General features: G+C 47.5%; 13 protein-coding genes. 8 read left to right on the forward strand and 5 right to left on the reverse strand.

Going from position 1 to position 15,420, the window contains the following annotated elements; all coding sequences use genetic code 11:
- Complete coding sequence (locus AC07V8_RS23050) at positions 1 to 1,869, forward strand: DEAD/DEAH box helicase family protein (RefSeq protein ID WP_494680469.1); 1,869 nt, start codon at positions 1 to 3, stop codon at positions 1,867 to 1,869.
- A 637-nt stretch (positions 1,870 to 2,506) separates the two neighbouring features.
- Here AC07V8_RS23050 and AC07V8_RS23055 read toward each other — a convergent pair.
- Genes AC07V8_RS23055 through mblB form a run of 4 tightly spaced genes read right to left on the reverse strand, consistent with a single transcriptional unit; the run spans position 2,507 to position 8,034 of the window.
- A complete protein-coding gene (locus AC07V8_RS23055) occupies positions 2,507 to 3,466 on the reverse strand; it encodes a ComEC/Rec2 family competence protein (RefSeq protein WP_494680470.1) in 960 nt (319 codons plus the stop codon).
- A 12-nt stretch (positions 3,467 to 3,478) separates the two neighbouring features.
- A complete protein-coding gene (locus tag AC07V8_RS23060) occupies positions 3,479 to 4,624 on the reverse strand; it encodes a patatin-like phospholipase family protein (RefSeq protein WP_494680471.1) in 1,146 nt (381 codons plus the stop codon).
- A gap of 1 nt (position 4,625) precedes the next feature.
- The gene (gene cap2-3, locus AC07V8_RS23065; protein WP_494680472.1) at positions 4,626 to 6,902 is read right to left on the reverse strand and encodes an anti-phage 6A-MBL system cap2_3 protein; all 2,277 of its coding nucleotides are present in this window, start codon (positions 6,900 to 6,902) and stop codon (positions 4,626 to 4,628) included.
- Complete coding sequence (gene mblB / locus AC07V8_RS23070; RefSeq protein WP_494680473.1) at positions 6,889 to 8,034, reverse strand: anti-phage 6A-MBL system MBL-fold protein; 1,146 nt, start codon at positions 8,032 to 8,034, stop codon at positions 6,889 to 6,891. The genes cap2-3 and mblB overlap by 14 nt, the downstream gene beginning before the upstream one ends.
- Positions 8,035 to 8,465: 431 nt before the next feature.
- Between mblB and AC07V8_RS23075 the strand changes: the two genes are divergently transcribed.
- From AC07V8_RS23075 to AC07V8_RS23105, 7 genes are all read left to right on the forward strand, one after another.
- Entirely contained in the window at positions 8,466 to 9,359 is an 894-nt protein-coding gene (locus AC07V8_RS23075; protein ID WP_494680474.1) for an MBL fold metallo-hydrolase, read from the forward strand.
- An 83-nt stretch (positions 9,360 to 9,442) separates the two neighbouring features.
- Positions 9,443 to 10,207, forward strand: coding sequence for a hypothetical protein (locus AC07V8_RS23080; protein ID WP_494680475.1), 765 nt, complete (start codon positions 9,443 to 9,445; stop codon positions 10,205 to 10,207).
- 46 nt (positions 10,208 to 10,253) lie between these two features.
- Complete coding sequence (locus AC07V8_RS23085) at positions 10,254 to 10,973, forward strand: hypothetical protein (protein WP_494680476.1); 720 nt, start codon at positions 10,254 to 10,256, stop codon at positions 10,971 to 10,973.
- 218 nt (positions 10,974 to 11,191) lie between these two features.
- Positions 11,192 to 12,316 carry a YuaX family protein gene (locus AC07V8_RS23090; protein ID WP_494680477.1) on the forward strand — a complete coding sequence of 375 codons (1,125 nt, stop codon included), beginning with the start codon at positions 11,192 to 11,194 and terminating at the stop codon, positions 12,314 to 12,316.
- 88 nt (positions 12,317 to 12,404) lie between these two features.
- Complete coding sequence (locus tag AC07V8_RS23095; protein ID WP_494680478.1) at positions 12,405 to 12,656, forward strand: hypothetical protein; 252 nt, start codon at positions 12,405 to 12,407, stop codon at positions 12,654 to 12,656.
- 291 nt (positions 12,657 to 12,947) lie between these two features.
- The gene (locus tag AC07V8_RS23100; protein WP_494680479.1) at positions 12,948 to 13,745 is read left to right on the forward strand and encodes a hypothetical protein; all 798 of its coding nucleotides are present in this window, start codon (positions 12,948 to 12,950) and stop codon (positions 13,743 to 13,745) included.
- Between the two features lie 82 nt (positions 13,746 to 13,827).
- A complete protein-coding gene (locus tag AC07V8_RS23105; RefSeq protein WP_494680480.1) occupies positions 13,828 to 14,109 on the forward strand; it encodes a hypothetical protein in 282 nt (93 codons plus the stop codon).
- A 198-nt stretch (positions 14,110 to 14,307) separates the two neighbouring features.
- Here the strand turns inward: AC07V8_RS23105 and AC07V8_RS23110 are convergent, their stop codons facing one another.
- Positions 14,308 to 15,261 (reverse strand): hypothetical protein, encoded by a 954-nt coding sequence (locus AC07V8_RS23110; RefSeq protein ID WP_494680481.1) that lies wholly within the window; start codon positions 15,259 to 15,261, stop codon positions 14,308 to 14,310.
- Positions 15,262 to 15,420 lie beyond the last annotated feature (159 nt).

Raw genomic sequence — 15,420 nt, forward strand, 5'->3', positions numbered from 1 at the left:
ATGGGACGAAGATTCTCATCAATTCAGCGCCGAATTTTGTTGTTCGTTGCGGGTGGATATTGCAAAAACTGTGGGACGCGGCTATCAGGCCGCTTTCATGCAGATCATATTGTTCCATGGTCCAAAAGTGGCAAAACGATAACAGCTAACGGCCAAGCACTATGTAGCGCATGTAACCTTAAAAAAGGGGCGAAAATGGCAAATCAACTCCGACCATGGCAGGAAAAGGCAATACATAAAGCTTTGAAATGGCTTGTTACGGAAAAGAGAGATCGACATTTTCTGATCAATGCAGCTCCAGGCTCGGGTAAGACGATAGCGGCTTGCGCACTCGCTAAGCAACTTTTTGATCTCGGTGAGATTGATCGAGTTGTCGTCATCGCACCCAGACGAGAAGTAGTAAAGCAATGGTCAACCGATTTTAAGACTGTTACTGGCAGATATATGTCGAAAGTGACAGGCGCTGACGGGGATATTGTTGAAATGGATCTCGATATTTGTGCCACGTGGGCGGCTGTTCAAGGACTTCAAGAAGCATGCCAGGCAATCTGTCGGTCTGCAAAGACGTTGGTGATTTGTGATGAGCACCATCACGCAGCAGTGGAAGCCACCTGGGGCGATGGGGCCAGCAGCGCATTTCTTGATGCAAAATATGTCTTGATTTTGACTGGTACGCCAATACGGAGCGATGGAAATAGTACTGTTTGGCTTGCCTATGATGATGCTGGCGCCATTGCTCATCCTGAAGAGGGGAGCTACACGCTTACGTATGGGGAAGCTGTTGATTTAGGGTATTGTCGGCCAGTGACTTTCCACCGTCATGATGGGTTCTTTACTGTTGATTTCGCCGATGAAAAAATTACTGTTTCGGGAAACAATCCACCTAACTTGACTAAAGAGCTAAAGCGAATCCCCGCGCTTCAAAAAGCGCTATCGTTTTACAAGCTTGCCTGTACGCCACAGTATGAGCCAATTGATTCTTCTAAGCCGCTAAAGGGCGGGTATCAATGGACGATGGTTGAGTGGGCAAGCGAGAAATTATCTGATCTGCGTAATCGAATGCCTGAGGCTGGTATTCTTGTTATTGCTCCAAATATTGAGATGGCAGAGTATTTTTCAAAAGTCATTGAAGCTGTTGATGGCGAAAAACCTGTAATTGTCCATAGCGAAAGACCTGACTCCGAGGGGAAAATTCAGGCCTTCAGAAACACAAACAAACGCTGGTTAGTATCTGTTGCTATGGTGTCCGAAGGTGTTGATATTCCCCGTCTTCGGGTGCTGATCTATCTTCCTTATGCCTCAACCGAGGTGGCATTCCGACAAGCGATAGGCCGGGTTGTGCGCACGTCTGGTCGCGATGACGATACTCGTGGTTATGTTGTAATGCCAAGCTGGGAGATATTTGAAGCCTATGCCAGGCGTGTCGAAGAAGAGATGTCAGCAACTGCAAGAAGGCAAGAGCATGTGACGACAAAAAAATGCCCTGCGTGTTCTACGGAATTGCCGCTAAATGCCGCGGTTTGTTCCGCTTGTGAATATGAGTTCCCTGTTCGCCCAAAGCAATTGAAGCCATGCGAAAAATGTGGCGCATTAAATCGAATGTCAGCAGGTGAATGTCATAGCTGTGGCAACAGTTTTCTTCAGGAATTTAAACTGACGCTTGACGAAGCGCTACGTGCTGGCGCTATTGTCCGAGGGATGGACATCACCGAGGATGAGATAAAAGAGTCAGAGGAAATTGCCGATGGTTTACGAACAATGATTCTCTCTTCGGGCGATAAGAACCTACTCAAATTTCTTAAGCTATTTCCCGAAGAGAGTTTCTCTAGGCTAGCCTCTATGATTTCCGAGGTTAAGAAGAAGCCATAAATCGATGTCGTAGGGAGTCGAGACACATCTTTTTCGATTTTGATCTCTTTTTATCAAAACGTAACGCAAGCCGTACGAAAATTTTCCCGAAGGATTTGAATTTTTGAGTGTTGGCCGCGCCGGAAATGAACCGGCGTTGGTAACTACAAATCTTACAAGCAGAGGCGCCAACCAGTGACGGTTGGCGTTCGCGAGGCACATTCCTGGTGGAAAAGAGGAATCGAACTACCGCACAAGATTTTTAATCCCTTACTTACTGATTAAATAGTTCTAATAAAATCAGTATTCGAAGAAAATAAATGTCTCAGACATTATTTGAATGTCTCAGACTTTAATTGCATGTCTCAGACTTTATTTGCACGAAACAAGATATATTCCTTACAATTAAAGTCGAAAACAGGGCCATAGCATCCATGCGGGTTCCAGGGCATGGAAATTCAGCTACATATCGTTCAAAGTCGAAAACACATTGACGTAAGCTCGGGGACTCGGCGTTCCTCGGGAAAATAAAGTCGAAAACTAACCGGTTCGATACTTCGGGATGTCGCCACAATCTTGTTCCAGCCTGAGAGTTTCTGTCCAAGGATGGATGAAGAATGAGCGAAAATCACCACCGGGGACTACGGGGCATCCAAAATTATCGTCGTATCATTCCTTTGAATCCTGGATGGGCCCGAGCGCGAATAGTATCGGCATTCATTTTCAGATACACAGATTTTCTGCTTGATAAGTCTCGATGTGACGACAGCTTGGTTGAGTCAGAAATCAGATTTTTCACCCGATAATTTGCGGAATGATCGCCGAGTGACTCAATAGTCACATCCCCGGTTTTAGTAGTGTAAATGGGGATTCCGAGTTCATGCAGCAAATCTCGAACATTCTGAGTTGGATGGTCATATTGATTGTCATAGTTACTGCTGCATATCGCAACGCTCGGTTTCACCGTCTCTAGAAATTTTTTTGTAGTTACTCCGCAGTCTGAACCATGGTGAGCAAGAATGAGAACATCCATTTCATTTGCGAAAGTTTTGCTTCTCCTAAGCATTGATCCGATGTGGGGCGACTCAATATCCCCAAGACTCCCAACATTGAAACAGCCACGGCGAAACAGCTTCACTGTCGAGTTGTTGTTGGAGCTTTGCAAATCTATTACCTTTGGGTGATAAAAAATATCCTTGTAACCTATTTCTGCCGCGTCCTCTAAGCTTGAGATATAAGGAGGATCAACTCGAATTAATTTTGTATCGAGTTGTTTGACAACGCGAAGCTCCCTGTATTTTTTTATGATTGCAAGACACTGCCTCGCAGTATCGCTATGCGGTTCATAGCCAGGGTATTCGATTTTTTTCGGACAAAATTCGTCCAAAATCCATTCAAGGTCAGCAGTTGCGCAGTGATCCTGATCCCAGCTAGTGATATGGAGAGTATCAATCTGGGTTTTTCCACACGTCTGAAGTTCCAGCAAAATGTTGGGATAACTGAGTGCCGTAAGCCTTGCTTCAATGAGTACAAACCGATCGTCTGCGAAATACGAAAATGATGATCCAGCGCTTCCCAATTGATATGCTCGAAATCTGGTTTTGACTTTTTTTAACATGTTGTTTCCCAGCTAGTCCTTTGTCATGTTGAATACTAGATCGTTCCAATAAGTGGACTCGTATCCATGTCGGGCGATCAAATTAAAGTCTGTCTCGCTCATTTGTCGTAGAGACGTGCGGTAGCACGCAGCTTGACGAACCATCGCAGGAGGCAGCCAACCGATTTCTTTTGCTGCTTGTAGTATCGTGGGTTGATCACTGGCATATGCTGTAATTCTTGATGCCGCGTCCGCACCTATCTGGAGGTAATAACCATGTCCTGGATTGGTTTTTGAAAAATTGGTTAGTGCCCGTACCCGAAGAGAACGTGTTTGGTCAAATGCGACGTTGGCAATACGCAGCAAGCGAGCCGGATTTAACGGACCTGGTATGTCGCTTCTGGCAAAAGCAGCACCGGCATCAGCAACAATGATTATGTCGACGTGTGGGCTGGATTTAATCTTTTGTGTACCGACATCGAATAGCGGCTCCATCCCGAGATTGTCATATAAGCCACCATCGTACAAATGCAGCAGTCGAGATTTGAGAGTGATCTGCTGCGCGGGTTCGGTGGTGCCCCACGACGCTCTCTTTTCCCATCGATAATTGGCGCTCCTCAGACTCAAAGGGCCAATCCCTCCAGGAAAAGCAGCAGAAACAGCCATCGCAGCAGCGATCTTCAGTTCCGGAGCCTCCGCATAGCCCGTCTCGTAGTCACCAATCTGAGTTCCTTTGAATCTGAAACGTCTGCCATTCTCCGCCGTTGTGGCATTTACGGACCAGACGGGAGTTTTAGGCAGATCTCCCAGACTTCCCTTTACTCCCCAATAATTTTCAATAACCTTTGCTGTGATGTTGGCACGAGAGAGAATAAGGGGCCAGTTGAAGGGGTTAAAAATGAGGCAGACGAAGGATCGCCATTGCAGCGATTTTTTTGTCAGTAGCCGAAAAATTTCGGGATATACTTCAGACAAATACTCTTGAGACGAAGGCCATTTATTGTCGGATAAACTGAATACCAAGCCCATAAATAGGCTGCCCCCCGATACCGTCGAAATATGATGAATCCGTTCCAGGCAATTATTTTCGGCAAGGTATTTGAAGACGCCGGCGTGAAAAGCAGCGGCTCTAACGCCACCGCCAGAAAGTGCTAGCCCAATTTTTTTCTGTGTATGCATCCTAGCGAATACTTTCTGTCACTTGTATGCTGATAGATTTATCGCCGACAATCATCGTGAGGAGTGGTTGGCCTGTTTCGCCCAATTCGTTGGCAAGCTCTGTTTGTTGTAGTTGATCGTGCTGGCTAGGCTTAGCAGAGCAATACCTTGGATGAGAATGCCACTCGCCGACGTAGTCGACGATGCTTGCAGTTTTTTGAAGAACTGTATTTCGCACCTCTGAAAGCCCATTCACTCCACGTATAAATTCATGTTCACGCTCGATGCTATCTGACGGCGCCGCTAGCACGTCCACGACGTAGATACCGCGTGACACCTGGTCGACATATCCTAAAATAATCCCGCCGGTTTCAACCGGTAGCTTCATTTCACGCAGCGTATTCAGCTTTGCTTTGATGCCCTCGTCCCAGTAGACTTTCCATCCTCGACATACTTCCGCCAACGAATGAAATATCTTGATATTGTCATTTTTGACCGCACCGGTTTCGGCGTTATACATCCAAATCCGTACTTGGGCATCTGGAAGTTGGCTAAGGGATCGAATCTGGCGAGCAAGAATCGATCCATGAAGATGAATCTGACCAACAGACATTACCAATGAGATATCGCGACATCCCGCGCCTACTGCAAGCTGGCCGCGGTGCCCAACGAGATGCGACTGCCCCCATTCGCTGTTAATTACAGCTCGATAGTACTGGGCCTCTAGCGCATCAAGCCGTATGCTTTGATTGGCAGGTTCAAAAAGGAGTACGGAATCGGCGCCAGATGGAGTTACGAACGCGGAACAGCCTCTAGGCATATCGGAATGCATTGAAATGGATCGAGGAACGTCAAGAGTCGTGGTTACATCTACCCACAAAGCTGCACTGTGGTACGCATCTAAGAGAGCCTGATTTGTACGCGAGGCGGCTCGATCCACGATCGCACAACTCTTATATTGCTCCTCAGGATGCGCCGCTTCGGTCAAGACCTTGACCGTGTTAGCTTTGGCATATCCAAGAAATTGGTCCAGTGCAAGGTGTCGAACCAAATTGTGCGGTTCAACGTGGTCATGATCGACGAAAGTCCAATTGCCCCAACATTCTCTTGACCATATCTCTGCGATGGCACTTCCCAATGCGCCGACACCAGCCAGCACACCTGAAAACGAGGCCGTCGTCACGTCAACTCCGGAGGCGCGCTGGTTAAATTCAGACGTCAACGCCGCTCTCACGCCCAAGGAGGCAATTTTTAAGTCTCTCCAGCCGCGGTCTTGCACTGCAGGCTCGACACCCACTTCAGTATCGACGCAGTAATTGGGGGAATCTGGAACCTCAGTCAGGACACCCAGTGACGATCCGACTTCGCAGCGGTTGGCAGCGATGAAATATGCTCTTCGCTCGATATTTTCAACGGTATTTTCTTGAGAGCGGATGATCGGGATTGATAAGATCAACAGGCATTTTTCGACTTTCGGCTCTAGTAACCCGCCTTGCAATCGCGAGCGCAAGACTTGATATAGCTCCTTAACAAGACTTGAACCTCGCTTTACCAGCTGATCGTCTAATTCACCCAACGTAAAAGGGAGGCTTTCCACCTGCCCGTGTACCACCGGCGCAAGCTCCAGCGTGATCGTGTATGCCGTAATTCGATGGTCGCTAGCCTTTTCATTGGATACGAAAAATCCACGCAGAAAAATTGGATTATCATTCTCCTTATCTGCGGCATAAAGTGCGAGCGACGTGTTGTTATCCTTCAGGTGTTGCTCGAATTGAGGCGGAAGAATTATTGTTTGTGGCGGTTCAAAGTAGATTTGTTCAACATGCTGCTCAGCAGGATGCAGCGTTCCCTTCGCGGTACCTGTTAGCCACCAAAGAATGTCTGCAAGGAATTTCTGTGGTGTCCAAGTGCGAGCGACAGCCTCCCATTTTTGCTGATGTAGACATAATCTCGGTGGCTGATTTTCCGATGCATAGCCCAAATGAGCCAAGTTCGCGGGGAAGTTTTCGCGAAGTGCAAACACTTCCGGTTCAGAGCCTGGATCGATGGGTAAAAGTAGGGCTAAACGTTCACGCCACTTAATACCTGGAACATTTTTGTGGCCGACGGCATCGTTAGTGCAATCGACGATCAGCACATCGGCAATGGTCTTTTCTCCACTAAGATACTGTCGAATTTCAACGAGTTCGTATTGGCGATGTCGTGCTACGGCTTGAAATACGGACCGCGCGCGCGAAGTGGACAGGGAGCCGATTTTTTCGTTGTCAGATGGCGCCCCAAAATTCCTATACGCGACCATTGCCAGCGCGAGGGGCAGGTTTACTTGTGATGGCGACTGCCGGGGCGGCAATGGGCATCTTCCGGCTTAAGCCATCATTTCCGATCTCAAATATGAGAGGAAGAGGTTTGGCCGCATTCGGCTCTGACATGGTGACCAAAAATGATCGTCCGTGGATGTCTTTTAAATAGCCTTCGTAACAATAGCGTGCTTGAATATGTGGAGGTCGTTCCTGTTTTCGGGAAACGGGGGTGTCGTTAATTGGGTCACTGGAACTTACAATGTATGCGTCTTCCTGCCCCGACAAGAGAAGCTCCTTGATCAAGGGTTTAGGCTCGGTCTTTTTCTCGCCTTTTTCATCGCTCAGTGCCAAATAACTACAATGATGAGGAATATTGAACAGATTCCACCTTAAACGATCCTCATTGTGATGGTCTTTGGTGGTTTGTACGATGTCCTCTAATACATGCCAAGTGGAGTCGCCTACCGCCAGATAATCGACTGTTTCATTGCCAGCCTTAAAGCGGACATTAAAGATCAACGATGCATCGTTGCGCAGGTCGTCCCCGTCGTCAACATGCTTGACGTAAGGGGAGTGACAGAAAAACTCAACGCCATCGTTCGCTAGCGTCAGGCCTTTGGCCAGCTTGCCGGCATCTGTAATAACGTTGAGGCGATCTTCGAGCTTGATTCCCTCATCTGCCAACCATTTCTTGAGTTTGTCAGGCTTGGAAAAGACTTGAATACCCTTTCCCTCTCGCAAACGGTGACGTGCCTCTTGGCGCCAGATCACAAACTCCGCACCTTGATTGTCTTTTGTTGCTTCTTCCAAGATCATTGCTGCAGGAACCCAGAGTTCCTTAATCTTAATGCGGCCATCGCCCTGATATTTTGCGGCATGCAGCAGCTCGAAAAATTCGGTGCTGTTATTAATATGATCTGCGTCGCAGTGTGTGAAGGCAACGACATCAAAGTAATCGCGTTTTGCCGCTCCCAGCTCCTCACTTAAATGTTTCTTTAAGTCAATTTCCGGACCTTTTCCTTCTTCAACGGACTTCAAGTGCCGGAAGTCAAACATGAGACGCTTGCCATTTTCGAGAATGATTTGGCTCGAATCTCCGTTCCCTACTGGATAAAAAATGACTTGATGCATGGCTCCTCCAATTTATCGGCTAATTTTTGCGCGGTAGCAAGCCAATAAACGGAAATTAGGCTTCCACTTCCTCCGGATATATGGTTGTGTTGCCATCTTTCAAGAGCAACAATGGTTCAGATGGAAATATTTTTTGTGATGCTCGATCAAAATCCAAAAATCGAGCTAGAAAATTACTTGCAGGGAGCGGTACCATTTCTCATCTGAAAGCCATCATTGTCAGCATAAAATTATTTTCCCAACACAATTTGTGTTCCAATATATTTTCATATCATCAATGTTTCCTATGGGTATATGGTAAATTGGCAACGTATTCAACTATGTATCTGCAGGCCCCGTGTTACCCAGACGTGACTCAGGTGAGTGCGGCAGATGCCTCGGGAAAGCGCGTTGCTTTTGCGTTTAATTTCTAGACTCCATGGGAAGCACAAATGTCTATCGTCAAGAGCTATGCAGTGGGTGCCGGCGACATGTTCTACATTCAGCATAACAGCGACAATTTCACAATCATTGATTGCGACCTCAGCGACGACAATGCGGATGAAATAATCGATGACATAAAAGCCGCCAAAGCAGGAAAAGGCATAGACCGATTCATCTCCACCCATCCTGACGAGGATCACTTCGGCGGAATCCACCTGTTCGACGACGCAATTCCTATCAACAATTTCTATGTCATAAAGAATAAAGCCATAAAAGAAACTGAAACCGATTCATTCAAGAGATATTGCGCACTACGAGACGGCGACAAGGCCTTCTACATTGAGAAGGGCTGTTCGCGCAAGTGGATGAACCAAAACGATGACGAGCGTAAAACGTCGGGCATCGCTATCCGTTGGCCCGAAGTGACAAACCAGCACTTCAAAGAGGCGTTGACAGCGTGCGAGGCCGGAGAATCTTATAACAATACATCCGCGGTGATTAGATATTCGGTAGAAGGAGGTGCAAGCTTTTTGTGGCTAGGCGATCTCGAGACCGAATTCATGGAGAACATCATCGACAGCATTGAACTCACCAAAACAACAATTGTATTTGCCGCTCACCACGGAAGAAAATCTGGAAAGATTCCCGATAGCTGGCTAGAGAAACTGGACCCTCAAATCATCGTTATAGGGGAAGCACCTTCTCGCCACCTCAATTACTACACTGGCTACAGTACGGTGACGCAGAATATGGCAGGCAACATAACCATGGACTGCGTAGACAACAAGGTTCATTTCTATGCATCCAACCAAAACTACTCGAACAAAAAACTGACCAATGAGGGTCTAGCAGATTTAGCTGTCGATAAATATGTAGGTAGCATCACGGTTGAGATGGAATAAACCTTGTAAATCGCCTCAAGCGTTCACATGCAGTCAGTAGAGACTGTGGCCACTCGTGAATCTAACAAACTGGGAAAATCTCGATGGACTGGACAGCAACAGTGGCAAAGTTTCTCGATCCATATGACCTAAAAGCACGAGTCTTTCCCGGCCTCCTCATTCTGCTTCCCGCCATAGTTTTTTTGGCTTTGATTTATGGGCCAAAAAATCCTGTATCAATGGCATTAAGCTCGGTGTTGATCAGCTGCGGCGGACCATATTTTTTGGCAAGCTTTATTCGCACTTGGGGCCAACGAGCCCAAGAGAGGCTGTATCGTGAGTGGGGAGGTCAACCGACAACCATTTTGTTTCGCCATAGGGACACACGCTTGCCCGTTCAAACGAAGCTCCGATATCACAAACTTGCAGAACAGAAGCTTGGGGTAGCAATGCCAACATCGGCCGAAGAAAGCGCCGATCCATTGGCGGCTGATCAATCTTACGTTGCCGCGGCCAACGTGTTGCGTCCGCGGACAACAGATAATCGGAAGTTTCCCTTCGTGTTCAAGGAACTCGTGGCCTACGGCTTCAACCGAAATGCATATGCGTCGAAATGGATAGGTGCCGGCGTAGCAGCATTGACAGGACTGGCTGTGCTCATTCACGCGGGGGGATTTTCCACCACAAATATTTTTTTCGACCTGGCACCACTGAAGTCGCTCAGCATGCCCCACGCACTCACTCTCATTGTGGCGGCCGTTTTACTTAGCATATGGCTACTGCACTTCACGTCAAAAACGGTCGAACAGGCTGGATTCAGCTACGCGCTGAGGTTGTGGGAGGCGCTGGAAAGGATTCCGAAGAAGTAGCTATTCTTGGAAACGGCGCCTATGGGGCCAGCAAAAGGAAAATGTAATGTCAATAGATCTGCTGCCAGAGCCAGCGGTGTACCTGTTAGCCGTCGTTGAGGTGAGTCGAGATAATCGCATCCTTTGCCAGGTTATAGGCTGCGGCCATTCAGTTTTTAAGCGCATTCACGTCGTGAAAGTTGATGGTGTATTTCAGGTGCTGGGTTCGGAATGTTTCAAACGTTTGTACGGGCAGTTGGGAAGGGATGCGTCGACCCCACGATACGCTTCTTCAGATGGAATGCGTTTGACCGATGATGAACGCCTCGTGTTGATTGATAACACCGAGCGCTTCATTGCTAGGCTGGAAGCAGAGAGGCTTGACGCCGAACATGCAGAAGTGCAACGAGCGGATGAGCGGCGACGAAAAGACGAACAACACGAAGAAAAGCGACAGCGCTTGGAGAAGCTTGCGGTGCTAAACAAGACTGCACGCAACGCGACTTACGTGAAATCACAACGTGTATCGTTTAGTAATGTCGCTGGAATGCGTTGGATGTGGGCACGTTCGCTTGACGAGGGGCGTAGCCGGATCGAACAATATAAATCCGGCGGACAGCGAACCCCAGAGAAGGATCTGATTGTCAGATATTTCGTTGGTAGCTTGCTGTCCGATCCTTGGGTATTTTCGCTCACGCTGAAACACCACCATGCCATTCTTGAGGAAACAACGCTCAACGTTTTGCATGAACTGGCGCTGATTGAACCGCTTCCAGCTTACGTATAGTCGGCATCCGCCATTATTAGTGACGAACAGAATTTCACGAATAAGACAAAAGGAAATCTTGCAGCGGTAACTCGATAGGTGCCTGGACGATGCTACGATGTTCACTAGTAGGCAACAATCCGCTGCTGACACAACGTTATATGTATGTGTATGTGTATGTGTTTGATGGTGGCATCATTGCTGACGATGTAGTCGTAAGCTGACTAAGGAAAAATTAGATGGGCTTCAAAATTGAAGGTTTAGACAAGCTACAGCGTGACCTCGAACAAGCAAGTAAGGCATTCGCGGCCTTAGATGGTCACCTCACGACCTTGCAGTTCAATCCCCTCGATCATGCGTCTGTTGAGGCTGCGATTGGCCAGGTGGAGCAGGCGATCGACGAAAAAACCGCGCCATATTTGGGTAACCAAATTATCATCGACCTTGCCGCTCAGATGAAACAGAAATATCAGAACGAAATCTTGGAACGTGCAACTACTGCCCGCCTCGAAAACGACAGTCCAAGCGTGAACAAGAGCGCAACACCAGCTGAATTGCGGCAGATCGAGGACGCTCTGACGGATTTGCGTTCTGCAAATTCCCAAACTTTCGATCGGCCTATCAAGAAACTGTCGAGGCTCTTGCATTCTGACGCCCTTGCGCCTTTCACGGATCGATTGACAGCAGGGACTGACATTGATGGCTTTCTGAAAAATGGCCATGCGACACAAGGCGGCATGATTGGCAGTGCAATATTAACGTGGCCTGAAAAACATCAAGACGAACTTGGCTTGGTGATTGCTCTGATCGATCGATTCGCAGCCAATTTGAGCGATGCTATAAATTTTTCCCATACGTTCTATACGAATGGCCGCAATATCACGGCCAACCTACGCAGCATGGTCGGACAAATGATCGTCCCGTTCACTCGGGACTACCTCAATTTTGTAAAGAATGAACGTGGAGTAGGTATGAGTGATACCAAAGCGCCAGAGGCAGCGACGTACAACCAGCAGTTCAACTTTCACCACTCATCAATCGGCGCGGTTCAGACGGGCAGCCATGCCATAGCAAATGTCACTCTGCAAAACAACTCGCATGAAGCAGCTGAACTCCTGAAGGCGCTTGACGTTGCTGCAGCCGCACTCTCGCAAATGGACGCCATCCCTGGGCATAACAAGGACGAGGTCTTAGAGCTGGTAGAGGACGGCAAGGCCGAATTGGCAAAACCAAAGCCCAATGTGACCAAGTTGACCTCCTATCTGGGAATGATCGGAGGAGCCTTGGGGGCTGTAGCGAATATGAAACCTGCATATGAAACGCTCAAGGCCTCAGCCGCCTTGGTTGGCATTCTCCTGCCCTGATTGAAAGAAAGGACATCCATGTGGCTATCGCCGCTTTAACAAGTGGAAGTTGTGATAGGAACGTCGGTGTGGGCTGGGAAGGGAAATCATGACTGAACAAACGGCGGGAACTATCAGCTATGCCACATTGGGCATGTTGAAGGAACGCGGCCTGACGACTCATTTTTTGGCGTTTGTCGCAATGTTTTGCAAGTTGGAAAGTGCATCGCAAGCAAACATCCATCAATATATGGAATGGGCAAAGCAGCAGCCAATAGTTCCAACTTATAAAAAACAACCAACGCAGAAGCAGTGGGTAGAAAAATTTCAGAAGCATGCCCCAGAATTCTTAAAATTATGATCTGAAAAAATGCGTGCATATATAGTTAAAACTCCTGATGGCTACTTGTATCCACACGATGGCGATGTGTCGTGGACAGACGACGAATCCAAAGCTGGTCACTTTTTGGACGAAGGGGAAGCGAATGACACTGCTCAAGCTCTCCAATATTCGCAAGGTGTGTACCAGGTAATTCCAGTCGAAGTCCTTATGGAAAAGCTCATCCGTTGATCAAGGAAAATCGAATCGTGCGGAAAGAGAACTCACCCCGCCCCCTCGAATCCATGTCTCAATTCGCGCAGCGAAGAAAAAATGGTTAACACTAAAGACGAATACTTTGCCTTGTCGCGACAGCAAGCTTTACCGAATCGCTGCCCAATACTCGACCGGTGCGAACGTCGTGCTCATACAATTGCGCTTGCAAATAAATGGGACGTCAATCAGGCACCAGTTTTTTTGAAAATGACGATGCCATTGGTTCCGAGTGTGGGCGAATCGGCCTATCTGATAAGCGGCGATAGCAATTTGATTATGGGTGGCCTATGCCCAGAGGTTAGTTTGTTCGAGAATACTATGATGATCGACCCGTCTGGAGTACCCAAGACCAAGTGGCAATATGATAAGTCCATGGACCCACAAGAAGAAGTACTTGAAACGGGTCATTTTTCGGAGTGCGCGGAATATGCTCGATGGTGTAGTGAGGTTTCTATGGACGGAATTGAGTCGGGGAACGGGAATGCAAAGCTGGAAACGTATAACCAGCAGTTTAATTTTCACAACTCTTCAATTGGTGCGGTGCAATCAGGTAGCGATGCCGTTGCAAACGTCAATTTGCAACACAATGCCCAAGCTTCAACGGAGCTCTTAAAGGCGCTTGATGCTGTTGCGGCCGCGCTCTCGAAAACAGATTCTATTCATGGCCACAATAAGGAAGAGGTGCTGGAGTTGGTCGAGGACGGCAAGATCGAATTGACGAAACAAAATCCCAACGTTACCAAATTGACTTCTTATTTCCGGATGATTGGCGGAGCCTTGGCAGCAGCTAACATGAAACCAGCATATGACACCTTCAAGGCCGCCACGGCTTTGTTCTGCATCTCATCGCCTTAGTCGAACAAAAGTTCGCTAGCAGGAAATGGGCGCGGCGCCAGGTGATCCAAGACAACGTTATTTGACCAAGGAATTTTTGTGCATGAGTAACTTTTCCGCAGTGAACGTTTATCAGATGTATGTCATGTCAAAAGGCGATCCAGGTGGTGTCTGGATACGACGCACAACTTGGGCAAACCTGTGCGCAAGGATCAAGTCCATAGGTGACTTTAAGGGGCCGGAGCCATACTACGGCAATCCCGAGATGCGGGCCGATATCTATACACTTGGCGGAGTACTACATCAAACAAATGTAATCATTCCGGTTCCTGGGACGTACAAAACTTGGCGGCAAATTGAAACACCCGCGTGGTGGAAGGAATAGCCTGTTAAAGAATTGAAGGATAGAGATATGCGCCACTCCTTCAATATTTGTTCAAATGGTCTTGTGCTTGGCGTGCTGAGGGTAACTATGGAGCAATATGGTCTTGGAACATCTGCATTCCTGTAGTTGAGTAATTTCTCAAAATATTTCTACAGTACGGATCTCAGACCGACAAAAATCACGCCCGTCATTGATCGCTTACCAAATTTCAGGCGGCGGAAAATAGCTCGTATCTTTGTCGTCAGAAAGCACATTTATGCGTCCCCAAATTTGGAATCGAATTTTTTGTTCAATGTCCTGTTGCATTTCCTCACTCCACGGCCCCAAGTCTTTGTCTGGGCCAATCACCGGATCGAAAGCAAATTTTACATATAGTCCCGAATCACCTCTGAGAAATTTCCACATTTGGTAATACTCTTCGCGCCACGAAATTGAACGTTTTTTAGCGTGTTGAGCTGTAACTCGCGCAGATTGATGAAGGATCTGAGCCCACAGAGGAAAATAATATTCATCAAAATAGAATTTATTTCCATTCCATCTTATTTTGTTAAATATTCGCTCAACGTAAATGTTGAACAGTGCTTCCGCAAGCCCTCGTTTCTCAAGTTGATACCCAATCATGAGAAGTACGCGAAAAGTGCTCAGCGCAAATGCCCAAGCGTGCTCATGACTGCCAGCTTCATAACATTTTATTGTCAAAATTGTCAGGCAAGCCAGTGCATCAATGCTGGCCCTCCGTTCCAGCTCACTTATACACGGTGCACCGCTATGACTACAGAATTGGTCGCCTTCTGCAAAAATTAGCAGTTGCAGTTCCGGTTTCAATTGTCGGAGCAAGCTCACCGCGTGTTTGGTGACGTTGACATCAGGGCGCAAAACTTTCCAAAGTACATGATCGAGTTCGTTGCGCGAGCCAGTAACGAGGTATTCCATCTTCAATACGAGGGGTTCACTCGGCGTGTGTCGACCATGTTGATAGGCTGCCCACTTGTTTCGATGGAATAAGGTGCCGTCCTTATTCCTCCCAAAACCTTTGGGCTCAACTCGACGTTCAAGTGCATAAGCAGTCGGCACTCTCGCCACAAGCCGAATGCCTTCGAACCAATAAATTGTCCGAATTCGGTCGATATCATCGCGTTTAGGGCGAGCCATTTACTTTGGGCTGAACTTATTGGGACAGGAGGTTGAACCCAGATATTTTAGCGGGAATTTATATAGTCCGAAGAGTCAGGAATATTTATTGTAAAAAAAGCGAGTAACGAAACGGGGTTTCGTGCCATCTAGATTTCTCGTATCGCTGTCGTTAATATT

It is taken from the genome of Collimonas sp. GW821-FHT02H07 (genome assembly GCF_059421505.1).

What these genes read in the sequence shown, in the direction of transcription:
- AC07V8_RS23080 (WP_494680475.1), top strand. Translation starts at nt 9,443, where the DNA reads ATGGACTGGACAGCAACAGTGGCAAAGTTTCTCGATCCATATGACCTA.
- AC07V8_RS23075 (WP_494680474.1), top strand. Translation starts at nt 8,466, where the DNA reads ATGTCTATCGTCAAGAGCTATGCAGTGGGTGCCGGCGACATGTTCTAC.
- AC07V8_RS23090 (WP_494680477.1), top strand. Translation starts at nt 11,192, where the DNA reads ATGGGCTTCAAAATTGAAGGTTTAGACAAGCTACAGCGTGACCTCGAA.
- AC07V8_RS23095 (WP_494680478.1), top strand. Translation starts at nt 12,405, where the DNA reads ATGACTGAACAAACGGCGGGAACTATCAGCTATGCCACATTGGGCATG.
- AC07V8_RS23055 (WP_494680470.1), bottom strand. Translation starts at nt 3,466, where the DNA reads ATGTTAAAAAAAGTCAAAACCAGATTTCGAGCATATCAATTGGGAAGC.
- AC07V8_RS23060 (WP_494680471.1), bottom strand. Translation starts at nt 4,624, where the DNA reads ATGCATACACAGAAAAAAATTGGGCTAGCACTTTCTGGCGGTGGCGTT.
- cap2-3 (WP_494680472.1), bottom strand. Translation starts at nt 6,902, where the DNA reads ATGGTCGCGTATAGGAATTTTGGGGCGCCATCTGACAACGAAAAAATC.
- mblB (WP_494680473.1), bottom strand. Translation starts at nt 8,034, where the DNA reads ATGCATCAAGTCATTTTTTATCCAGTAGGGAACGGAGATTCGAGCCAA.
- AC07V8_RS23110 (WP_494680481.1), bottom strand. Translation starts at nt 15,261, where the DNA reads ATGGCTCGCCCTAAACGCGATGATATCGACCGAATTCGGACAATTTAT.
- AC07V8_RS23105 (WP_494680480.1), top strand. Translation starts at nt 13,828, where the DNA reads ATGAGTAACTTTTCCGCAGTGAACGTTTATCAGATGTATGTCATGTCA.
- AC07V8_RS23100 (WP_494680479.1), top strand. Translation starts at nt 12,948, where the DNA reads ATGGTTAACACTAAAGACGAATACTTTGCCTTGTCGCGACAGCAAGCT.
- AC07V8_RS23085 (WP_494680476.1), top strand. Translation starts at nt 10,254, where the DNA reads ATGTCAATAGATCTGCTGCCAGAGCCAGCGGTGTACCTGTTAGCCGTC.
- AC07V8_RS23050 (WP_494680469.1), top strand. Translation starts at nt 1, where the DNA reads ATGGGACGAAGATTCTCATCAATTCAGCGCCGAATTTTGTTGTTCGTT.